At 43.4% G+C, this 19,010-nt stretch carries 17 protein-coding genes; all 17 read right to left on the minus strand.

Annotation, left to right across the window (positions count from 1 at the left end; all coding sequences use genetic code 11):
* Window positions 1-2: 2 nt before the first annotated feature.
* The gene (locus QNH28_RS27015) at window positions 3-1,910 is read right to left on the minus strand and encodes a transglycosylase domain-containing protein (RefSeq protein WP_283909239.1); all 1,908 of its coding nucleotides are present in this window, start codon (window positions 1,908-1,910) and stop codon (window positions 3-5) included.
* Window positions 1,907-2,506 (minus strand): hypothetical protein, encoded by a 600-nt coding sequence (locus QNH28_RS27020; protein WP_283909240.1) that lies wholly within the window; start codon window positions 2,504-2,506, stop codon window positions 1,907-1,909. The genes QNH28_RS27015 and QNH28_RS27020 overlap by 4 nt, the downstream gene beginning before the upstream one ends.
* Before the next feature lie 64 nt (window positions 2,507-2,570).
* A complete protein-coding gene (locus QNH28_RS27025; protein ID WP_283909241.1) occupies window positions 2,571-3,683 on the minus strand; it encodes a sensor histidine kinase in 1,113 nt (370 codons plus the stop codon).
* An 18-nt stretch (window positions 3,684-3,701) separates the two neighbouring features.
* On the minus strand, window positions 3,702-4,409 hold the full coding sequence (locus tag QNH28_RS27030) for a response regulator transcription factor (protein WP_283909242.1): 708 nt from the start codon (window positions 4,407-4,409) through the stop codon (window positions 3,702-3,704).
* A 202-nt stretch (window positions 4,410-4,611) separates the two neighbouring features.
* A complete protein-coding gene (ligA, locus tag QNH28_RS27035; RefSeq protein ID WP_283909243.1) occupies window positions 4,612-6,624 on the minus strand; it encodes an NAD-dependent DNA ligase LigA in 2,013 nt (670 codons plus the stop codon).
* 78 nt (window positions 6,625-6,702) lie between these two features.
* Window positions 6,703-9,042, minus strand: a complete 2,340-nt coding sequence (gene pcrA, locus QNH28_RS27040; protein WP_283909244.1) for a DNA helicase PcrA — start codon at window positions 9,040-9,042, stop codon at window positions 6,703-6,705.
* Window positions 9,043-9,405: 363 nt separating this feature from the next.
* On the minus strand, window positions 9,406-10,125 hold the full coding sequence (gene pcrB / locus QNH28_RS27045) for a heptaprenylglyceryl phosphate synthase (RefSeq protein WP_481858341.1): 720 nt from the start codon (window positions 10,123-10,125) through the stop codon (window positions 9,406-9,408).
* Between the two features lie 162 nt (window positions 10,126-10,287).
* Entirely contained in the window at window positions 10,288-11,154 is an 867-nt protein-coding gene (locus QNH28_RS27050; RefSeq protein ID WP_283909245.1) for a phosphatidylinositol-specific phospholipase C/glycerophosphodiester phosphodiesterase family protein, read from the minus strand.
* A gap of 122 nt (window positions 11,155-11,276) precedes the next feature.
* Complete coding sequence (locus tag QNH28_RS27055) at window positions 11,277-12,683, minus strand: undecaprenyl-phosphate glucose phosphotransferase (RefSeq protein WP_283909246.1); 1,407 nt, start codon at window positions 12,681-12,683, stop codon at window positions 11,277-11,279.
* On the minus strand, window positions 12,680-13,579 hold the full coding sequence (locus QNH28_RS27060) for a glycosyltransferase family 2 protein (RefSeq protein ID WP_283912276.1): 900 nt from the start codon (window positions 13,577-13,579) through the stop codon (window positions 12,680-12,682). Before QNH28_RS27060 ends, QNH28_RS27055 begins: the two co-directional genes overlap by 4 nt.
* 157 nt (window positions 13,580-13,736) lie before the next feature.
* Window positions 13,737-14,759, minus strand: coding sequence for a glycosyltransferase family 2 protein (locus tag QNH28_RS27065; RefSeq protein ID WP_283909247.1), 1,023 nt, complete (start codon window positions 14,757-14,759; stop codon window positions 13,737-13,739).
* 118 nt (window positions 14,760-14,877) lie between these two features.
* Window positions 14,878-15,750, minus strand: a complete 873-nt coding sequence (gene rfbD, locus QNH28_RS27070) for a dTDP-4-dehydrorhamnose reductase (protein WP_283909248.1) — start codon at window positions 15,748-15,750, stop codon at window positions 14,878-14,880.
* Window positions 15,750-16,772 (minus strand): dTDP-glucose 4,6-dehydratase, encoded by a 1,023-nt coding sequence (rfbB, locus tag QNH28_RS27075; protein ID WP_283909249.1) that lies wholly within the window; start codon window positions 16,770-16,772, stop codon window positions 15,750-15,752. Before rfbB ends, rfbD begins: the two co-directional genes overlap by 1 nt.
* 35 nt (window positions 16,773-16,807) lie before the next feature.
* On the minus strand, window positions 16,808-17,359 hold the full coding sequence (rfbC, locus tag QNH28_RS27080) for a dTDP-4-dehydrorhamnose 3,5-epimerase (protein ID WP_283909250.1): 552 nt from the start codon (window positions 17,357-17,359) through the stop codon (window positions 16,808-16,810).
* A 164-nt stretch (window positions 17,360-17,523) separates the two neighbouring features.
* Window positions 17,524-17,919, minus strand: a complete 396-nt coding sequence (locus QNH28_RS27085; RefSeq protein WP_283909251.1) for a GtrA family protein — start codon at window positions 17,917-17,919, stop codon at window positions 17,524-17,526.
* Entirely contained in the window at window positions 17,916-18,278 is a 363-nt protein-coding gene (locus QNH28_RS27090) for a DUF2304 domain-containing protein (protein ID WP_283909252.1), read from the minus strand. Before QNH28_RS27090 ends, QNH28_RS27085 begins: the two co-directional genes overlap by 4 nt.
* Window positions 18,275-19,003 (minus strand): glycosyltransferase family 2 protein, encoded by a 729-nt coding sequence (locus QNH28_RS27095; RefSeq protein WP_283909253.1) that lies wholly within the window; start codon window positions 19,001-19,003, stop codon window positions 18,275-18,277. The genes QNH28_RS27090 and QNH28_RS27095 overlap by 4 nt, the downstream gene beginning before the upstream one ends.
* Between the last annotated feature and the right edge of the window lie 7 nt (window positions 19,004-19,010).

Raw genomic sequence — 19,010 nt, forward strand, 5'->3', positions numbered from 1 at the left:
CATCAGTAACCGCTTAACGCCTTACTCATGACTGTAGAAAATAGAGCGGCAGCCTTCCCGCTGCCCTCTGTCATATAATTATCCTTATTCGTACGATCAAACCCCATCCACACCGCAGCTGTCCATTTCGACGTATAACCGACAAACCACAGATCCCGATTAGCTTTCTTGCTCACGCCTGGCAGGTCCAATTGGGTTGTTCCGGTTTTTCCCGCTACAGGTCTGTTCATTTGTGCTTTTTTGCCTGTTCCTTCATTGACAACATTACGAAGCATCATCGTCATTGCTTCTGCGGTTCGTTGCGAAATTACCTGCCTTGATTCAGAGAGATGTGAATAAACGACCTCCCCTTTGGAATCCATTATCGTGCGTACCATATGAGCCTCATTGAATTTACCTCCATTAGCAAAAACACCGTAGGCTTGTGTCATTTTAAGTGGAGACACCCCTTTATGAAGCCCTCCTAAAGCTATTGATAAATGGTTATCGTCCTCCGTCAGTACAATTCCTAATTCGGCTGCGAATTGCCGCGCAGAAGAGATACCAACCTGCTTTAATAGCCAAACGGCTGGTGCATTTATGGATTTTTGTAATGCTGTGTTCATTGTGATTTGTCCTTGGTACACACCATTCAAGTTCTCAGGTACATAATTGCCATAAGCGTATTTTCGGTCAGACAGTATACTATTCGGGCTATACTTCCCGCTCTCTAGCGCAGGTCCATAATCAATGATCGGCTTGAAGCTCGAGCCTGGCTGCCGCGCATCAATTGTGGCTCTGTTCAAGCTCCCCTCGTTTTGTTCACGTCCACCAATCAGTGCCACCACTTCACCTGTACGATGATCCATTATCGTCATAGCTGCTTCCACCTGTTGATCTTTTCCGTCGGGCGGGAAGGAAGAGTCCTTAAGAAAGGCCTGCTCAAGCGCGTGCTGTGCTTTAATGTTCAACCCAGTAACGATAGTAAAACCGCCCGTTCGAAGCTCCTCCACAGACTTCCCGGTCATCTGAGCCGCCTCCTTAAGCGTAGCATCCACATAATGCACGCCAATGGCTTCTTCTTTGTTCGCAGCAGGAGGCTGATACTGTTTATCTCTAGCCACAATCATTTGTTCATTAGTGATCAGTCCTTGATCCAGCATGATCTGTAGAACGAGGTTCCTTCTTGTTTTCGATAATGTACTATTATCTACCGGATTATAAATAGATGGTCCTTTAGGAATTCCCGCTAGGGTGGCTATTTGCCATATCTCAAGTTTTTTTAAATCAGAAACACCAAAGTAACGCTCCGCAGCTGCTTTTACTCCATACTGTCCGCGCCCCATATAAATCTGATTAAGATACAGCCCTAGAATTTCACGTTTAGATAGCTGCCTCTCCAATGCAAGAGCAATGGATGCTTCGTTTAGCTTACGTATGACATTCTTGTTCCTATTCAAATAAAGATTGCGAGCTAGCTGCTGAGTAATACTACTCCCGCCCTCAGAGAGATCCATATCTACAATATTATTTAGAAAAGCTCGAGAAATCCCTTTGTAATCTAATCCCTGATGGCTATAAAAACGACGATCCTCCACTGCTAAGAATGTATTTATCAATAATGCAGGCATCTCCTCCAGCTCCGCCGTTTGTCTATACCCAGAGCCCGGTAAAGGGATCATTCGTAATGTCGTCCCATCTGAGGTCTTAATGATGCTCGATTCCGGCAGCTGAAGTTTATCCTCTTGCTGTTTAACCACTTGTCCGCCGTATTGAAATACGTAAAGCAAACCCACGAGCGCTATTATTATTCCAATGACACTCCCGTCAAATAATAAATATCCTAGACGGAGTAACCGGGTACGTACGTTCCATCTGCTTTCCTTGTCTGCATGGGCTACACTTTGTTTTTTTTCGATAACGGCACTCATGATTCTATAATCAGGTTCTCTAGGAACCGCTCCATACTACGGGCTTCAACACTCGCTGCTTCAAGAAGTGTTTGAGCTTCCACCCCATCTTCTGTATTGCTGGCCTCTTCTACCTCACGGAGAGTACGGATAATTGCCCGAGTTCTTATCAATAAAGCTACAGCTGGCGTCTCTTCCATCGTCTCTGGTACTACGCCTCTATATGGAACTTCAATTCTTTGTATGCGATTCAGGTTAACTGCGATTTGGCCCAATTCTCCTCCAGAAAGGACTTTAATTTCTTGCGTTGTTCCCTTGTCCGCCAACTCTGAGGTCCCAACCAATACCGCGTGCAAATCATTGGCAATTTTCTGTGAACGGAGAATAAACAGCCCACTGAAGATTAGAACAAATAAAGCAATGGCACAGGGAATTTTTCCAATATGATTAATGATCCAGTGGATAAACCGAACAAAAAAAACGCCTGATTGCCCCGAATAATGAGAATACAGCAAAGCAACAGCCCGCTGGACAGCAAAAAGAAAGGCAGCACTCAAAAGAGCACTACCTATAAAAATATAAAGATAATGGATACGAACCGTTCGAAGTTTGTGCATAGTCATTCCCTCCTTGTGCTCACAAGGATATCTTCAAAATCTTAAGAACCCGCCAAGAGTTTTCTTAAGATTCTATGAAGAATGGGAAATAGGTGATGAAATCCGTGCGAAGTGGTGAGCTTTCTACATTAATAACACCATTGTGGCGTTCGATGATACTTTTGGAAATGGCAAGACCTAGGCCTGAACCGCCAGTATGCTGTGAACGGGACTTCTCTGCCCGATAGAATCGTTCAAAAATAAACGGAATATCGCTCTCTGCAATCATCTCTCCAAAATTGCTAATACGGACAACCGCTTCCTTGCCCTTTTTACTGAAACCAATTTCCACTTTTCCGCCGCTTCTACCGTAACGGATCGCGTTCGTAATCAAATTCTCATAAGCACGAACTAATTCTTTAGGGGAAGCCTCTATCCACAACTCACCAGCTTGATCATCGATCTCATAGGTCATCTCAGCCTTCGTTAGTTCCGGAACTGACTCCTCCGCTAACTGCCGTATAAATGCTTTTAAATCCAGTCGCTCCAGTACCAGAGGGTATTCTCCACTATTCACACGCGTATATTCAAAAAGATCGTCGATCAGTTTACGCAGCACAAGGGATTTGTTGTAGGCTATGTTAACGTAATATCGTATTTCTACTTCTTCCTGGCATCGATCTTGCTCGATATATTCCAGAAAGCCGAGGACAGAGGTAAGTGGAGTCCGTAAATCGTGTGAAACGCCAGTGATCAAATCATTTTTTGCATTCACGGCTTTACGTTCCTCCTCCACGGAGTGCTGCAGACGCTCAGCCATTTCATTAATGTTCTCCGCCAGCACACCCAGCTCGTCTGATGTTCTGACCTCAATACGGTGCGACATCCCCGAGCTTGTGATTTCCCGAATCCCTTTGGTGATCTCCTCCAGATACAGCACTACTTTGCGCGTATAGATAAAAAAGAACAGCAGAAAGCTGATAATACCAGCTGCGGTCAGTAGTGGCATAGAGCCAATATGATTAATGATCCAGCGTAAGATGCGTGAATAGGGAGCCGACTCTGAAGCTGGATTTAGATAGATCATAAAATTAACGAGTTGGTAGCAGACAAACAGCAGTAATCCACCAGAAAGCACACTAAGCAAAAAGGCGTATATAAACTTCCAACGAATCGTAGTTATATATTTGGAATTCAAGAAACCTCACCTATCCTTTCAGGAAGGTCCGTCAAGTTTATAACCAACGCCCCAGACGGTTTGGATATAACGTGGGCGCTTCGAATCCACTTCGATTTTGTCGCGGAGGTTACGAATATGTACCATCACTGTATTGCCCCCATCTAAAAATGGTTCGTTCCACACCTTATCGTATATCTGCTCTAAGCTGAGCACTTGACCTTGGTGCCTTGCCAAAAGCTCTAAAATGGAGAATTCCCGCGGGGTCAGCTTAATCTTTTGCTGGTCTATATGTACCTCATGCTTAGACGTATCTATAGTTAAATCTTCAAAGCTCAGTTTGCTGTCATTCCCTAGGCTATTACTGTCTTTATTGAAAGCGTGATAACGACGCAGCTGTGACTTAACTCGTGCCACAATCTCCAAAGGATTAAACGGCTTGCCCACGTAGTCGTCCGCTCCTATGCTAAGTCCTGAGATTTTGTCCATATCCGTATTTTTGGCCGAAAGGATGATAATTGGCATCTTGCGCTTTTCACGGATCTTCATACAGGCTACTAGCCCATCCATTTTAGGCATCATGACATCAAGAATAATTAGATCTACTTCTTCCTTCTGTAGACACGCCAGCGCTTCCATCCCGTCATAAGCTTTAAGTAGGCGATAGCCCTCATTACAGAGGTATATTGATAACAGCTCTACAATTTCCTTCTCATCATCTACTAACAATATCGTTTCTCTCTTCACAGGAGGGGTTTCCTTTCATATATAGTAATAATAATCTATAGCTTCTATATTAGCAGATCAATCGAACGATTTTCCTCGAAAATAGAAACATGTACTTAAAATCGAACGACAATAAGTAGGTTACGCAAAAAAAGGATACCCGCTCCTCTCGTACTTAAACGAAATGGAACTGGTATCCTTTTAGGATTCAGTAAAAATATGCTTACATCTCCAGCAGTCGAATCAGCTCATCTTCATCTTCAATAACCTGAATGCCTAGCTGCTGTGCCTTGGCCAGTTTGCTACCAGCCTTCTCGCCGGCAATAACCAAATCTGTCTTCTTGGATACACTTCCGGATACCTTCGCTCCGAGTGCTTCTAAGCGTTCAGCTGCTTCTTCACGCGTCAGCTTTTGTAACGAACCGGTCAACACTACCGTTTTTCCACTAAAGAAGGAATCCGTACTAACAGGACGTGGTGCCTCTGGAGCCTTCGCTTCAACCCCAAGCGCGCGCAATCGAGCAACGTTCGCTACTACTACAGGATCTGCAAAGAAGTTAACAATGCTCTCGGCGACAATCCCGCCAATGTCTGGTAACTCGGCGAGCTCCTCCGCTTTAGCCTGCATCACAGCATCTAGATCGCAGAAATGATCAGCTAGCATTTTGGTTGTTGCTTTACCTGTGTTAGGGATTCCTAACGCAAAGAGGAACGAGGCGAGATCGCGCCCTTTGCTATCCTCTAATGCTTGCAGCAAATTCTGTGCTTTTTTCTCCCCGAAACGGTTCAGCTGTACAAGCTGCTCAAAGGACAATTCATACAGATCCGCAGAGTCGTGTACATTAAGTTCGTCGTAGAGCTGACCTGCCGTCTTCTCACTAAACGTCTCAATATCCATCGCATCACGCGAAGCAAAATGAGTGATCCGACTAATAATTTGCGGTCTACAGTTCAGCTTATTGTTACAGAAAAGATGTGCGCCGCGCATTTCTAGCGGATATCCGCAAGCCGGGCAATCCTCAGGGAAGATAATTTCTCCTCCGTCATTCTCCTCTGTTACCTTGCCGAGAATTTCTGGGATAACATCATTAGAGCGACGAATAAACACTCGTGAGCCTAAGGCAAATTTCAAGTTTTTGCGCTCAATATCGCCCACATTATTTAATGTACAATTCTGTACGGTAACTCCAGCAAGCTCTACCGCCTCTACACGAGCCAGCGGAGTCACTTTGCCTGTACGGCCTACATTCCAGCTAACAGACTCAAGCACGGTCGTTGTTTCTTCAGCCTCAAATTTATAAGCCACTGCCCAGCGGGGGAACTTATCAGTGTAACCAAGAACTTCACGAATACGGAAATCCGTCACCTTGATCACGGCTCCATCGATGAGGTAATCAAGACTTGAACGACTCTCCTCGATTCCAGCAAGCTGCTCGGTCACATCATCGAAATCATTACAGTAAGTCAGATAAGGATTTACTTTGAATTTGTTATTCCTTAGAAAATCCATCATCTCCTGATGATCAGCGAATTCTACACCTTCTCCAAAACCTACATTATAGAAATAAGCATTCAAACGACGTTCTGCAGTAGTCTTCGGATTAAGATTGCGCAGTGCACCTGCTGCTGCATTACGCGCATTCTTTAGCGGCTCTGCAGCCCGTGTATTATAATCAGCGAGCACGGACAGGTTCATAATTCCTTCACCCTGAACCTCAATAACACCTTCTTTAAAAGGAATCGTTAATGGAACAGACTTTATGGTCTTCACCTGTGCAAGTATTCCTTCCCCCACTACACCGTTTCCACGCGTCGATGCCTGTTCAAGAACGCCATTACGATAGGTTAGATTCAGCGTTAAGCCATCAAACTTCAATTCTACTGCATAACAAGGATCAGGTAGAGGGTTGCCTGGGTTCTTAAGATTGTACTCATTCACTAAGCGAAGTACCCGCGTATTCCAGCTCCGCAGCTGTTCAATATTCTGTGCTTTATCGAGACTCCAAAGCGGAGCCAGATGCCGATGCGGCGTGAAGCCCTTAAGCAGCTCTCCACCTACACGTTGTGTAGGTGAATCCGGTAGTACGAAGCCACTCTCAGCCTCCAGTGCTACAAGCTTGTCGTATAAAACATCGTATTCCTTATCGCTGACTAGCGGAGCATCCAGCGTGTAATAGTGGTAATTATAATTATTTAACTCCGCAACAAGCTCTTCCATCACATGCATAGCATCCATGCAGGTACATCCCTCCGTCAATAAGTTTCCTAATGGTTAGCGTGGTCTAAATATCCGTTCGTTAATCGTTTCCTACTATTATTCCACCCTGGTAATCGGTGCAAACCCTGCAAGCAGTCGTTTTACACCCACTGGTGCCGGAAAAGCAATCTGCAGCTCCGTATCATTCCCGGTGCCCTTTACAGCTACAACGGTACCAGTGCCCCATTTGCCGTGCGAAACCTTATCACCGGCTTTGTAATCGCCAGCTGCTGCAGCCCCTGCTCCAGTAGCGCGCTGAGCGCCGCCGGAGGTTACGGTCACGCTGCTCTTGCTTGTCGCTGCTGACGCTGTGCTTCCGCTGCCAATCGGCGCCGCACCAGCGGCTCCACCTCGGCCGCCGAAGTTCCCACGACTGCCGCCACTGAAGCCGCGTCCGCCATAAGCACCGCCTACCTCCGTGCCTCCGCGTTGGAAGCGATCCTGCGTCTTAGCGGTATCCTCCTTCAACTCCTCCGGAATCTCTTCAATGAAGCGGGACGGCTGATTCGCCGTCGTCCGCCCAAAGAGCGTACGCATCCGCGCGCAAGAGAGAAACAATTGTTTCTCGGCGCGGGTGATCCCTACATATGCAAGCCGGCGTTCCTCTTCGAGCTCATCGTTGTCTTGGAAGGCTCGGCTGTGCGGGAACACGCCTTCTTCCATCCCGACGATAAATACCGTTGGGAACTCCAGACCTTTGGCGCTGTGCATCGTCATCAAGACAACAGCATCACTACGATCCTCTTCATCATCGTTCACACTATCAATATCTGCGATAAGCGCAAGATCTGTGAGGAAGGAGACAAGCGACTTGTCCTCGTTATTTTTTTCAAACTCCATCGTCACGGACAGGAACTCATCGATATTCTCTAGTCGCGAGCGAGATTCGAGTGTGTTTTCATTTTGCAGCTCCAAACGGTACTGCGACATCTCCAGTATTTTTTCCGTCAGTTCGGTTACGGACAGGAACTCCACCATACGGTGCAGAGCTTCAATCATATCGTAGAACTCTACTAGCATATTCCGTGTCCGCCCAGCAAAGCCCAAATCATCTACAGTTTGCAGTACGCGGAAAATAGAAACACCTCGTTCACCAGCCGCAGCTGCCAGCTTGCCAACCGTTGTATCCCCTAATCCCCGCTTAGGTACATTAATAATGCGTGTCAGACTGATATCATCATCAGGGTTAGACAACAGGCGTAAATACGCGAGCAGATCCTTGATTTCTTTACGATCATAGAACTTAATCCCGCCTACGATTTGATACGGAATATCTGATTTAATCAGAATTTCCTCTATTACCCGTGACTGGGCATTCGTACGATACAGTATCGCGTGATTCTGGTAGGCTTGGCCTTGTTTCACATTCTTACTGATTTCCCCGGTTACAAAATACCCTTCATCATGCTCGGAGTCCGCCCGATACACCTTAATCTTGGCGCCTTCCTCGGAATCGGTCCACAGCCTCTTCGGCTTCCGTCCACTATTGAGCGCGATTACTCCATTGGCTGCATTTAGGATATTAGCAGTTGAACGGTAGTTCTGCTCTAGAAGAATGGTTTTCGCTTCTGGATAGTCCTCTTCAAAATTGAGAATGTTCGTAATATCCGCTCCGCGCCAGCGATAAATGGACTGGTCACTATCCCCTACCACGCAAATCCGGTGGTGGCTATCAGCGAGCATACGGCACAACATATACTGCGCTCTGTTCGTATCCTGATACTCATCCACGTGGATGTATTTGAATTTCTTTTGGTAGAAATCAAGGACCTCGGGAACTTCCTTAAACAGTTCGATCGTCTTCATAATCAAATCATCAAAATCAAGCGAGTTATTGCTTCTTAGACGCCTTTGATACATCTTATATACCTTTGCAACTAAGCCTTCAAAATAATCGCCAACCTTCTGCTCATACTGCGCCGGAGTGATCAGCTCATTCTTGGATGCGCTAATGATAGCCTGCACAGCTTTTGGTTCGAATTTCTTCGTATCAATATTCAGTTCCTTCATACAGTTACGTATTACGGATAACTGATCTGTAGAGTCCAGAATGGAGAAGTTGGAGGTAAAGCCAATCCGCTCAATATCCTTCCGCAAAATCCGAACACACATAGAGTGAAAGGTAGATACCCAGATATCCCTTCCCTCAGGTCCGACAAGCTTAGATACACGTTCCTGCATTTCCCGCGCGGCTTTATTCGTAAACGTAATCGCCAAAATCGCCCAAGGCGGCGCCTTTCGATTGGCAATCAGCCAGGCAATTCTGTGAGTCAACACTCTCGTCTTCCCACTGCCCGCACCAGCCATAATCAAAAGTGGTCCTTCAGTAGTTTCCACAGCCTGTCTTTGTGGAGGATTCAGTCGACTTACTGCGTCTTGTATGCTAATAAGTTGCATGTGTAACATGCTCCTTTCTAAAAATGAAATTACAAATCATTAAGAGCTAAAATTCAAAATTAGCGATTAACCGTTCGAGAACAAGCCACTACGGGTTCGGAGGGTTCTTACGATCGCTGTTAAAGCCCAATTTCTTGATTCCAATAAAGAGATTATCGGTTGAAATGGATCTTTAAAGGCGACCACTGGCGTTTCTCCAGAATCCCTCCGACCCTCCGCTCTGTCCGCACGTCAAGTCATCATAAGTAGTCCTAAAAATAACCACTAAGCATAAACGCTCTTGGCGTCCTTATAAGGACGGTAAGTGTTTATGCGAAAAATATAAGGATAATGTATAACGTGAAACTTATACTTTCTTATATTTTAATCGAATTGCTCTTGTACTGTCTTTTTCACAGCCGCAACTGTTAGCAGCGCCTGCTGTACACAACTATAAATAATATTGCCGACCACTACTGTATCACATAGAGCTGCTGCCTGCTCGGCTTCTGCCTCACAAGTAATGCCCCCACCATAAAAAAGCTGGGCTCGCTCCACCATTTCACGCACTGTCCGCACGGTCTCCATATCCCCGAACCTACCGCTGTATTCAAGATAAACAATCGGCAGTGACATCAGCCTGTCCGCAACCTGGGCATAGGCAGCCGCTTCTTCAGCATCAATGGCCGTCTCGGCCCCTGTAATCCGCGCAACGGAAGAGTCGCTATTCAGCACAATATAGCCTTCCGTTAATAACGAATCCCATGGAATCATAAATCCATAGCGTTCAATAGCTCGGCGATGATGGCCTACGATCCAGGCTGGATCAGGCGTATTAAGCACCATAGGGATCATATAAAGATCAAATCCGGGCACAGCAGCTTCAAGTTCGGATACTTCTAGTGCACAGGGTAACTCAAACCCTCTTACTCTTGATAAGAGATCCACTGTATTCTCATAGGTTACTCCTGTTGAGCCCCCTATCAGTATGGCATCCGTGCCAGAAAAGCAAACGGCCTCCAAATCCTCATCCGAAATCATCCGGTCAGGGTCTAGTTTAAACACATGCCGCCAAGGTTTGATCATTTGCTGCACTGATTTCATGAGAATCATCCTTAATAGTCATTTGGGCAAGACAAAGACACTCCTGCCGCCGCAAAAGATATAGATCTAGTCTATGCCAGCGCAGCAGGTGTGTCAATTTAAAGCGAACAAAAATACGAACATTTTTTCGTGTTTTTTTATGGTAATATGAGGTCTAAGATTTCACCGTAAACCTGTAATGTTAATTAAATCCTCTTCGGGCACAAAATCAGTATAGAAACCATCCACTCCCATACGGGACAGCTCCCGAATTTCATCTTCTTCATTTACTGTATGAACATACACACGAGCGCCAGCCTTCTTCAGCTTTTTAACAAAGCTCTTGGTGGCTCGGCTAACTGGCATTGTAATATCCACACCTGTTTTTTTAACAAACTCAATAACTTGTTCATCCGTATCCTTGGATTGGTATAGGGTATAAAGCACTTCTGGAAAAGAATACATCTTATTAATCTCATCAAGCATCGACTGGTTATATATTTGTGGAATAATTCGATCTAATATGGCTGGTTCCCGATCCTGTGCCGCTTCTACCAACAGTGTAAATTGTTTATTTATAAGTTCGGGTTTGATTTCTTTCGTATCGGTCACGATATAGGCATCTGGATAATGCTGCATCAGATCAAGCAACTTCTCGACATCGATCGGGGAGTATATATTCAGGATTGGACTGTTCATGAATTCCTTATAATCTAGTACTACCCCTTGTTTATTAGCAGGAAGAACATCCAACTGACCTAAAAGCTTGCTCATATTGCCTGACCACTCATGTCTACCAACTAACTGATCATCAGCCGATAATAACAAGTCTACTTCAAATACACGAGTTCCCTGAGCATAATTAGCAACAAATGCTTCAAAGGCATTGGTGTATGTATGGCCGTTAATGCCACCCATGGCATGTGCTACGACCTTGTGAGCCTCAAAACCACTTGCAGGCTGTTCGTCTTCATTACTAAAAGCGATTACAAATAACATGATAAGAGCTCCAATTACAATTACAGTAGCAACAATCTTTTTCTTATCCATAGTTGAGAGTTTCCTTTGCAAAGTTTAGATTATAAAACCAATAGAAAAACAATACCCCGCTCTACCATAGGTAGAAACGGGGATCCAATTAAAGTTTTAGCAAATCTGAATAAGTGCAGGAATCAATAAGCATTTTTGTTGACGAAGCCGTTGCGAATCGTTTTAAAAATAATTCGAATGTCGAACAGTAAAGACCAGTTCTCGATATAGAAAATATCGTGTTTGATCCGCTCCTCGATGGAAGTATCACCGCGAAGTCCATTGCTCTGTGCCCAACCTGTGATTCCAGGGCGTACATGGTGTTTTACCATATACTTTGGAATTTCGTCACGGAACTGTTCTACATAATATGGGCGTTCTGGCCGAGGACCAACTACACTCATATGTCCCAGTAACACATTAAAAAATTGCGGAAGCTCATCCAGACTTGTCTTACGAATAAAGGTACCAAATCTAGTTCTACGAGGATCTTCTCGCGTACTCCAGCCCGTATCCTCTTCGCCGTCCTGCTGCATCTTCATGGAGCGGAACTTATACATCATAAAATTACGACGGTTCAATCCCACACGTTCCTGCCGGAATATAATCGGTCCCGGAGAGGTCAGACGAACACCAAGAGCCACGATAAGCATCACGGGAGAGATCATAATAATGGCGAACAAAGAGAACACAATATCAAACAATCGTTTTGCCATCTTATTACCCGTCATATCTAGTGGAATATCACGAACATTAATCATTGGCATGCCTGCAAAGTTATCAAAGTAAGGACGGGCTGGTAAGTAGTCGAAAAAGTCAGGGATAATCAATGTGCGTACGCCTGCTTTTTCACAAGCCGCAATAATTGAAGGATACTTCGAATGCGCATCAAGTGGCAGCGCGAGTATAACCTCATCCACAGGCAGCATCTCTAGCATTCCAGACAACTGGTCAACCGTTCCTAGAATCGGTTTATAGCGCTGTTCCTCAATTCCATCCCAAGTATGATAGTCATCCAAGAAACCAATCGCTTCGTATCCGAGCTCGGGGTATTGCTCCAGATTGTTATAGAATCTTTTACCAAGTGTACCTGCGCCGATGATAAGTACGAACTGTCGATTAAAGCCTTTTTCGCGAAAAGATTTAAGCATCTTCTTCAGCACATAACGGTACAGCATAATAGAAAGAACGTTAAATCCCATATAAATAGCAAGGTAGGTACGAGAGATATCGATTTCTTTCACAAAGAACATCAGACCGAGTAAAATGAATATGCTCATGATATGAACTTGGAAAATCTTGATAAATTCATCGACAAAACGTTTCTTACGTTTAGGCAAATACAGTGACAATAATATACCGATTAACACTGCAACTCCGCCATAAATCATACTCCAGTAAGCGTACGACTCTACAGGCAACGGATTGTAAAAATCCATCCATCCACTTTTAAACTTAAGCCACCAAGCCGCTAAAAAAGAGATCTGGATGACAATAAAGTCAGCAACCATATAGAGCTGTGTTAAAAATTTCTGATTACGCCGAATCATAAATTCACCTCAGTGTTCTTTTCGTTACGTGCACCTGTTTCATTAGTGGAGTTAAGACTCTGTGCAGGTGATGGAACTCTTTTAGGAGAAGTTAAGGCATTCCGCAAAAGCGAAAGTGCGAACTTCACGCCAACTCCAGCATATACTGTTCCATTTATCATACTGTTGTACTTCTTACTATAATGCTTACGATGAAATAAAATCATTGCCCGGTGGAATTCATAGACGATCTTAAACGGTCTGCGTCTGGCGCTGCCACCTTTAAGATGCACAATAGAAGTCTTCGGATAATAATAAATCTCCCAACCAGCCTCTTTAATACGATAACACCAATCTAAATCCTCACCGTACATAAAGAACTCTTCATCCAATCCACCCACCTGATCAATCGTCTCCCGCCGCAGCAGCATAAACGCACCAACCAGACAATCTATCGGGTAATCAAGATCAGGGTTCAGATAACCTAACTGGTAACCGTTAAACCTCGGACGATCCGGAAACAGCTTGCTAAATCCAAAAGCATAATAGAAGGATGCAGACGGTGTAGGAAATCCCCGCTTACAAGCTTTATCTAGCGACCCATCCGGTAAAATAATCTTACACCCTGACGCTCCTACATCAGGCCGACTGTCCATAAAGGAGATCATCGTCTCTAGCGTATCCTTACGTACCACCGTATCTGAATTCAGCAGCAGCACATACCGTCCGGATGAAGCTTCCATCCCCTGATTATTGGCACGGGCAAAACCGACATTGTCGTTATTTGCGATCAACATTACACCTGGAAACTCTCTACTAATCTTCTCTACCGAATCATCATGGGAATTGTTGTCTATTAAAATAATTTCATAGGAATAGTTCGTTTCTGAGTCATACACCGACCTGAGACAATCCATCGTCAGGCGACATGTGTTGTAATTAACAATAAGTATGCTTACATCTACATTCACTGCGTAACGCTCCTGACAAATATAGTAATCTACCGACAATAATTATAACATAAAACCTCCCTGAGAGTAGGTGACGTTTCAGGGAGGTTTTACCAGATTAGGTTTAGTTTTTGTGTTTCTCTCTCTCTTTTATCACGGCTTGTATATACTCACGCTTCTTTTTTAACGCTGGGAGCTGAGTGAAAAAGGACTTCCACGCTGTAATTAACTGTGGCTCTCTCAGAAGCATATAACCATGAGCGGCAATTTCATAGGGGAGAGAAATGAAGATTGTCTTCAACATAGTTCGAGCAGATTCATTCTTGTAGATCATTTTGTAGCGGTTAATGTAAGATATTCGTCGGATGAACATCGGTTTGGTGCTACGGCCAGACGTTTTCCACCCACGTTCATGATACCCGATCGCCTCTGCATCATAATATCCCTGCCAGCCGAATAACTCCGCCCTCCAAGCCACATCCACATCTTCCTTATAGGCAAAAAAGTCGGCATCAAAAAATTCGCCATCAACACTTATGTCGTTGATCATCCGCCGAGAATACATCGCAGCCGCTCCAGATACACCGAATACAGGACCCGATTGCGTCCATTGGTCAGCTGGCTCACCCGCACCGCGATCAAATGCACGGCGTGCTCTGTTCATTCGGAGACCTGTGCTGTCTACCAGCCCATGATCCGCCTTCAGCAAAAGCTTGCCTGTGGCGCTGCCGATCTGCGGATTATTCTCCATCTGTGTGATTAGCCTGGAGATATAGTCTGGTGCCAGCGTTAGGTCAGGGTTAAGGACGAGCACGTAATCTGTTTCCGTAGCAGCAATGGCTTGGTTGTGGGCTGGGGCGAAGCCTGTGTTAAGCTCATTCTCCAGAAGGTCAATTGTTGGATATTGCTTTATCTCCCTTGCGGAGTTCATAGCTTCATGCCCCACCAAGAATGCAGCGGGTGAGTCCGAGTTAAACTGGTGATAGAACGTTCTGACCTTATCCGCCGAACCATCAGTTGAAGCGTTGTCCACTACGACAATTTTTTTGACCAAATAGTCCTGTGCCATTACTGCCTCTATACAATCTATGATGTCGTCAGTACTATTATAGGTGACGATATGTACACTAACTGATTTGTTGTTCATGGGTATCCTCGACTTCGTGATTTCTTGTTAACTACCTACTCCCTTCCTATTATAGCGAAAGAATACAAAAAACTCCCGCATCGTTATAAACGATTTGGGAGTTTCAATGGTTATTATTCTATTCTTTTAGCTCCAGAAGGAAATCTCTTAGTCCCTCACGCCAAGGTCGAATATCCTCAAAACCGTTAGTACGTATCGACAAATGCTCCATCACTGAATTACGGGGACGCGGTGCAGGTCGAGGGAACTGTTCTGTCGCACACGGTTCAAGCTTGGCAGTGAATTTCAAGCCCAAAATATCCTCAGCCTCTGCAAAAATAGCCTGTGTAAATTCAAACCAAGTGCAAGATTCGCTATTTGACGCATGGTATACTCCATACTTTTCAGTTTGGATAAGCTCAAGCAAAAACCGAGCTAAATCGACTGTATAGGTAGGCGAACCCTTCTGGTCATCGACTACTTGAAGCATTGGCTTTTCTTGACCAAGCTTTAGCATTGTTTTGACAAAGTTATTCCCGTATTTACCATACACCCATGATGTGCGTACGATGAAATACTTAGAAGAGAGGGATTGAACGAGCACCTCGCCCGCACGCTTCGATTTACCATATATACTCTTAGGATCTGTATTATCATACTCATGGTAAGGCTGTACTCCCAAACCATCAAATACGTAATCCGTACTAATGTACACCAGCTTAGCTCCAGCTTTTTCAGAAGCTAGCGCTACGTTTCGACTGCCCGTTGCATTAATTAAATAAGCTGCATCGATGTCACTTTCTGCCGCATCTACTGCAGTATGCGCAGCACAATGAATGACAGCATCCGGTCCAAACTCACCAATAACCTGGATACACTGATCCAGATCGGTGATATCCACCTCTTGACGGTCGCAGCCCATCACTTGGTGACCTTGATCCTGGAGTAGTAAAACTACGTCTTGGCCTAGTTGTCCGGCCGCGCCTGTAACAAGTACCTTAAGTTGAGCCATTATAGAGACTCTCCCAAACGATCGCCATATTGTAATTCAGCGTACTTCTGGTATTCCCCAGATTGAATGCGAGTCCACCATTCACGGTTATTGAGATACCATTGGATGGTTTCTTTAATACCTGTTTCAAATGTATGTTTCGGCTTCCATCCCAGTTCGTTCATAATCTTAGTTGGATCTATACCGTAGCGGCGATCATGACCTGGGCGGTCTTGAACATAAGTAATCAGAGAATCGGGTTTGCCCAATTCTTGAAGTACCGTGTTTACAATATGCACATTCGTGCGCTCGTTATTGCCACCAATGTTATAAACTTCGCCATTCACGCCCTCATGAATAACCAAATCAATCGCGCTGCAGTGATCCTCAACATACAACCAATCGCGAATATTCATCCCATCACCATAAACAGGCAACGCTTGATCCGCAAGTGCGCGAGAGATCATCAACGGAATTAGTTTTTCAGGGAATTGATACGGGCCATAATTGTTCGAGCAGCGGGTAATGTTTACTGGCAGTCCGAATGTTTCATGGTATGCACGTACAAGCAGGTCTCCACCCGCTTTGCTGGCCGAATAAGGACTGTTCGGAGTCAAAGGAGTTTCTTCAGTAAACAACCCAGTTGCTCCAAGTGATCCGTAAACCTCATCCGTAGAAACCTGAACGAATTTAGTAACACTGTATTTTTTCGCTGCATCCAAAAGTACTTGTGTTCCAAGCACGTTCGTCTTTACAAACACTTCAGGCTCCAAAATACTCCGATCCACATGCGATTCAGCCGCGAAATTCACCACTACATCCACACCTTGGCTAAACAAAGCATCCATTGCCTGTACATCTGTAATGTCTGCTTTTACGAACTTGTGGTTCGGATGATTTTCAATTGATTTCAAATTCTCCAAATTACCTGCATACGTCAACGCGTCTACGTTAACGATTTGATAATCAGGATGTTGTTGCAGCATGTATAATACAAAATTGCTGCCGATAAATCCGGCTCCGCCGGTAACTAGCAGTTTCATTTATAGCCCACCTTTTGTTCAATGAAATGTTATGTTTATAATTCGAAGTTAAGTTCTGCGTCCTTCAGTACAGGATGACGTTGATCTTTATCCGATAATATCGGACTAGAAGTCGGCCAATCAATACCTAACGCTGGATCATTCCATAATATGCCGCGATCATTCTCAGGGGAATAATATTCGTCCACCTTATATAACACTTGGGTGTTCGGAACCAATGTGCAGAATCCATGTGCAAAGCCCTTCGGCACAAGCAGTTGGCGTTTGTTATATTCGCTAAGAATTACGCCAACCCATTGACCAAATGTAGGGGAATTACGACGGATATCAACGATTACATCGTAAATAGCTCCAGTTAGAACACGGATCAATTTCGTTTGAGCTTTGGGATTCAGCTGGTAGTGAAGACCACGCAGCACTCCAACGTCTGCAGAGAGGGACTGATTGTCTTGAATGAAATTGTAGTTTACGCCGAGCTTATGCATTACTTCTTCGTTGTAGCTTTCCATGAAAAATCCACGTTTGTCACCGTGAACCACAGGCTCTAACATGTTTGCACCTTTTAGTTGTAAGGCTGTAGCTTTCATCTAAAAGCCTCCCACTTTTAAATATTTATATTGGATCAAAAAATCACCATACAGATTTATTAGAACCGCTCTGATGTATATCTTACTCAGTAACTGTCCAATATGTTTTAAATTCAAGGTGATATTCATACCTAATCTGTATACATATTTTCATTTAGCTTTTACTACGCAAAAGCCCAATAACGATTAAGAAAAAAATTACTAATTGGAACAATTATAATAATTGCCATTTGAGCCCAAATATACCATAAGCCAATTAAATTAACCATTAGAAACATTATTAAAAGATTAATACCTAAGCCTGAAATCGATACAATCATGTACTTATAGAAAAAAGAAGACCTTCTTTCTGTTTTAAATGTCCACTTAACATTGATAAAGTAAGACACTATTAAAGAAAATATAAATCCAATAACTGATCCTAATAAAGGGTTCGCACTCATTTTCTCTACAAGCAAGATTAGCGTTAGCGACTGTACTGCTGTTCCTATGACACCAACTATTGCGTACTTTATGAATTGCTTTACTATATTAGATTGAATTAGTCCCATAAGATTCATTCTGCACTATCCTTCTTATATTTTTCCAATTCATTCTTAAGTAACCCTATTTCCTGTGAAAGCTGTTTAATTTTAATCGAATATTTCGACACAGAGACAGATAAGCTATATAAAATCATAAAACATGCTAAAAAACCAAATAAAAACAAAGTATTTACTGGAGTCTCAATATATAATAAATCGGATAAAAACGTTAAAATTCCCGGAAATAAAGCAAGCAAAATATTAATAAATATTATGAACATCCACAAAATAGTATACTTTAGTTCTATTTTATATGCTTTAATTTTTGTAACAAAAAATATGAATAAAAGAATACTAGCAACTATCAAAATTATTTGCAAATTCAAGGCAATCATACGTCAACCCCTTGCAACTCTTCTCTTTTGTTAAAATTCTTATTTCTCCTGATAGTCTCAATCAATATAGCCAATGTAACTTTAACCATATAGTAAATAGATCTAACAAAATTGATAGAAGACAGTCCGGATTTTCTTTCCATCATGGTTACAGGAATCTCCATCAATCTATAATTTTTTCTCAACAAAGCAGTTATAGACTCCGGTTCAGGATAATCAACAGGATAATAAACAGAAAAGTAATTAATAACTTCCAAGTTGCAGGCTCTAAAGCCAGATGTCGGATCAGTAATTTTTTTACCAGTTACCAATTTTATTAATGAACTAAAATACTTAATACCAACTCTCCTCATAAATGTTGATTGAAAGCCCTCTTTGTTGATATATCTAGAGCCTATAACCATGTCTGCTTCATTCTGAATAATTGGGTTTATTAAATTCTTAATAAACATTGGATTATGTTGTCCATCACCATCTACTTGAATTGCAATATCGTATCTATTCTTCACTGCATAAGCATACCCCGTCTGAACTGCCCCACCAATACCTAAGTTACAAGGTAAATCTATATAATTAACTTGCATTTTTTCGAGAATCTTCAATGTCATGTCAGTAGATTTATCATTGATTACTAATACATCAACGTTGATCTCCTTTAATTTAGATATTAGTTCCTCAATATTCCCCTCTTCATTATATGCTGGTATGATTGCTAATACTTTCATATAAGGA

The organism is Paenibacillus sp. G2S3 (genome assembly GCF_030123105.1).
In the GTDB taxonomy this organism is placed as follows: Bacteria; Bacillota; Bacilli; order Paenibacillales; family Paenibacillaceae; genus Paenibacillus_AQ.

Coding starts and splice junctions, on each gene's coding strand:
- QNH28_RS27085 (WP_283909251.1), bottom strand. CDS start 17,919: ATGAATCTTATGGGACTAATTCAATCTAATATAGTAAAGCAATTCATA.
- QNH28_RS27060 (WP_283912276.1), bottom strand. CDS start 13,579: ATGGATTGTCTCAGGTCGGTGTATGACTCAGAAACGAACTATTCCTAT.
- rfbC (WP_283909250.1), bottom strand. CDS start 17,359: ATGAAAGCTACAGCCTTACAACTAAAAGGTGCAAACATGTTAGAGCCT.
- QNH28_RS27095 (WP_283909253.1), bottom strand. CDS start 19,003: ATGAAAGTATTAGCAATCATACCAGCATATAATGAAGAGGGGAATATT.
- QNH28_RS27020 (WP_283909240.1), bottom strand. CDS start 2,506: ATGCACAAACTTCGAACGGTTCGTATCCATTATCTTTATATTTTTATA.
- rfbB (WP_283909249.1), bottom strand. CDS start 16,772: ATGAAACTGCTAGTTACCGGCGGAGCCGGATTTATCGGCAGCAATTTT.
- ligA (WP_283909243.1), bottom strand. CDS start 6,624: ATGGATGCTATGCATGTGATGGAAGAGCTTGTTGCGGAGTTAAATAAT.
- pcrA (WP_283909244.1), bottom strand. CDS start 9,042: ATGCAACTTATTAGCATACAAGACGCAGTAAGTCGACTGAATCCTCCA.
- QNH28_RS27055 (WP_283909246.1), bottom strand. CDS start 12,683: ATGATTCGGCGTAATCAGAAATTTTTAACACAGCTCTATATGGTTGCT.
- pcrB (WP_481858341.1), bottom strand. CDS start 10,125: ATGAAATCAGTGCAGCAAATGATCAAACCTTGGCGGCATGTGTTTAAA.
- QNH28_RS27065 (WP_283909247.1), bottom strand. CDS start 14,759: ATGAACAACAAATCAGTTAGTGTACATATCGTCACCTATAATAGTACT.
- QNH28_RS27050 (WP_283909245.1), bottom strand. CDS start 11,154: ATGGATAAGAAAAAGATTGTTGCTACTGTAATTGTAATTGGAGCTCTT.
- rfbD (WP_283909248.1), bottom strand. CDS start 15,750: ATGGCTCAACTTAAGGTACTTGTTACAGGCGCGGCCGGACAACTAGGC.
- QNH28_RS27015 (WP_283909239.1), bottom strand. CDS start 1,910: ATGAGTGCCGTTATCGAAAAAAAACAAAGTGTAGCCCATGCAGACAAG.
- QNH28_RS27090 (WP_283909252.1), bottom strand. CDS start 18,278: ATGATTGCCTTGAATTTGCAAATAATTTTGATAGTTGCTAGTATTCTT.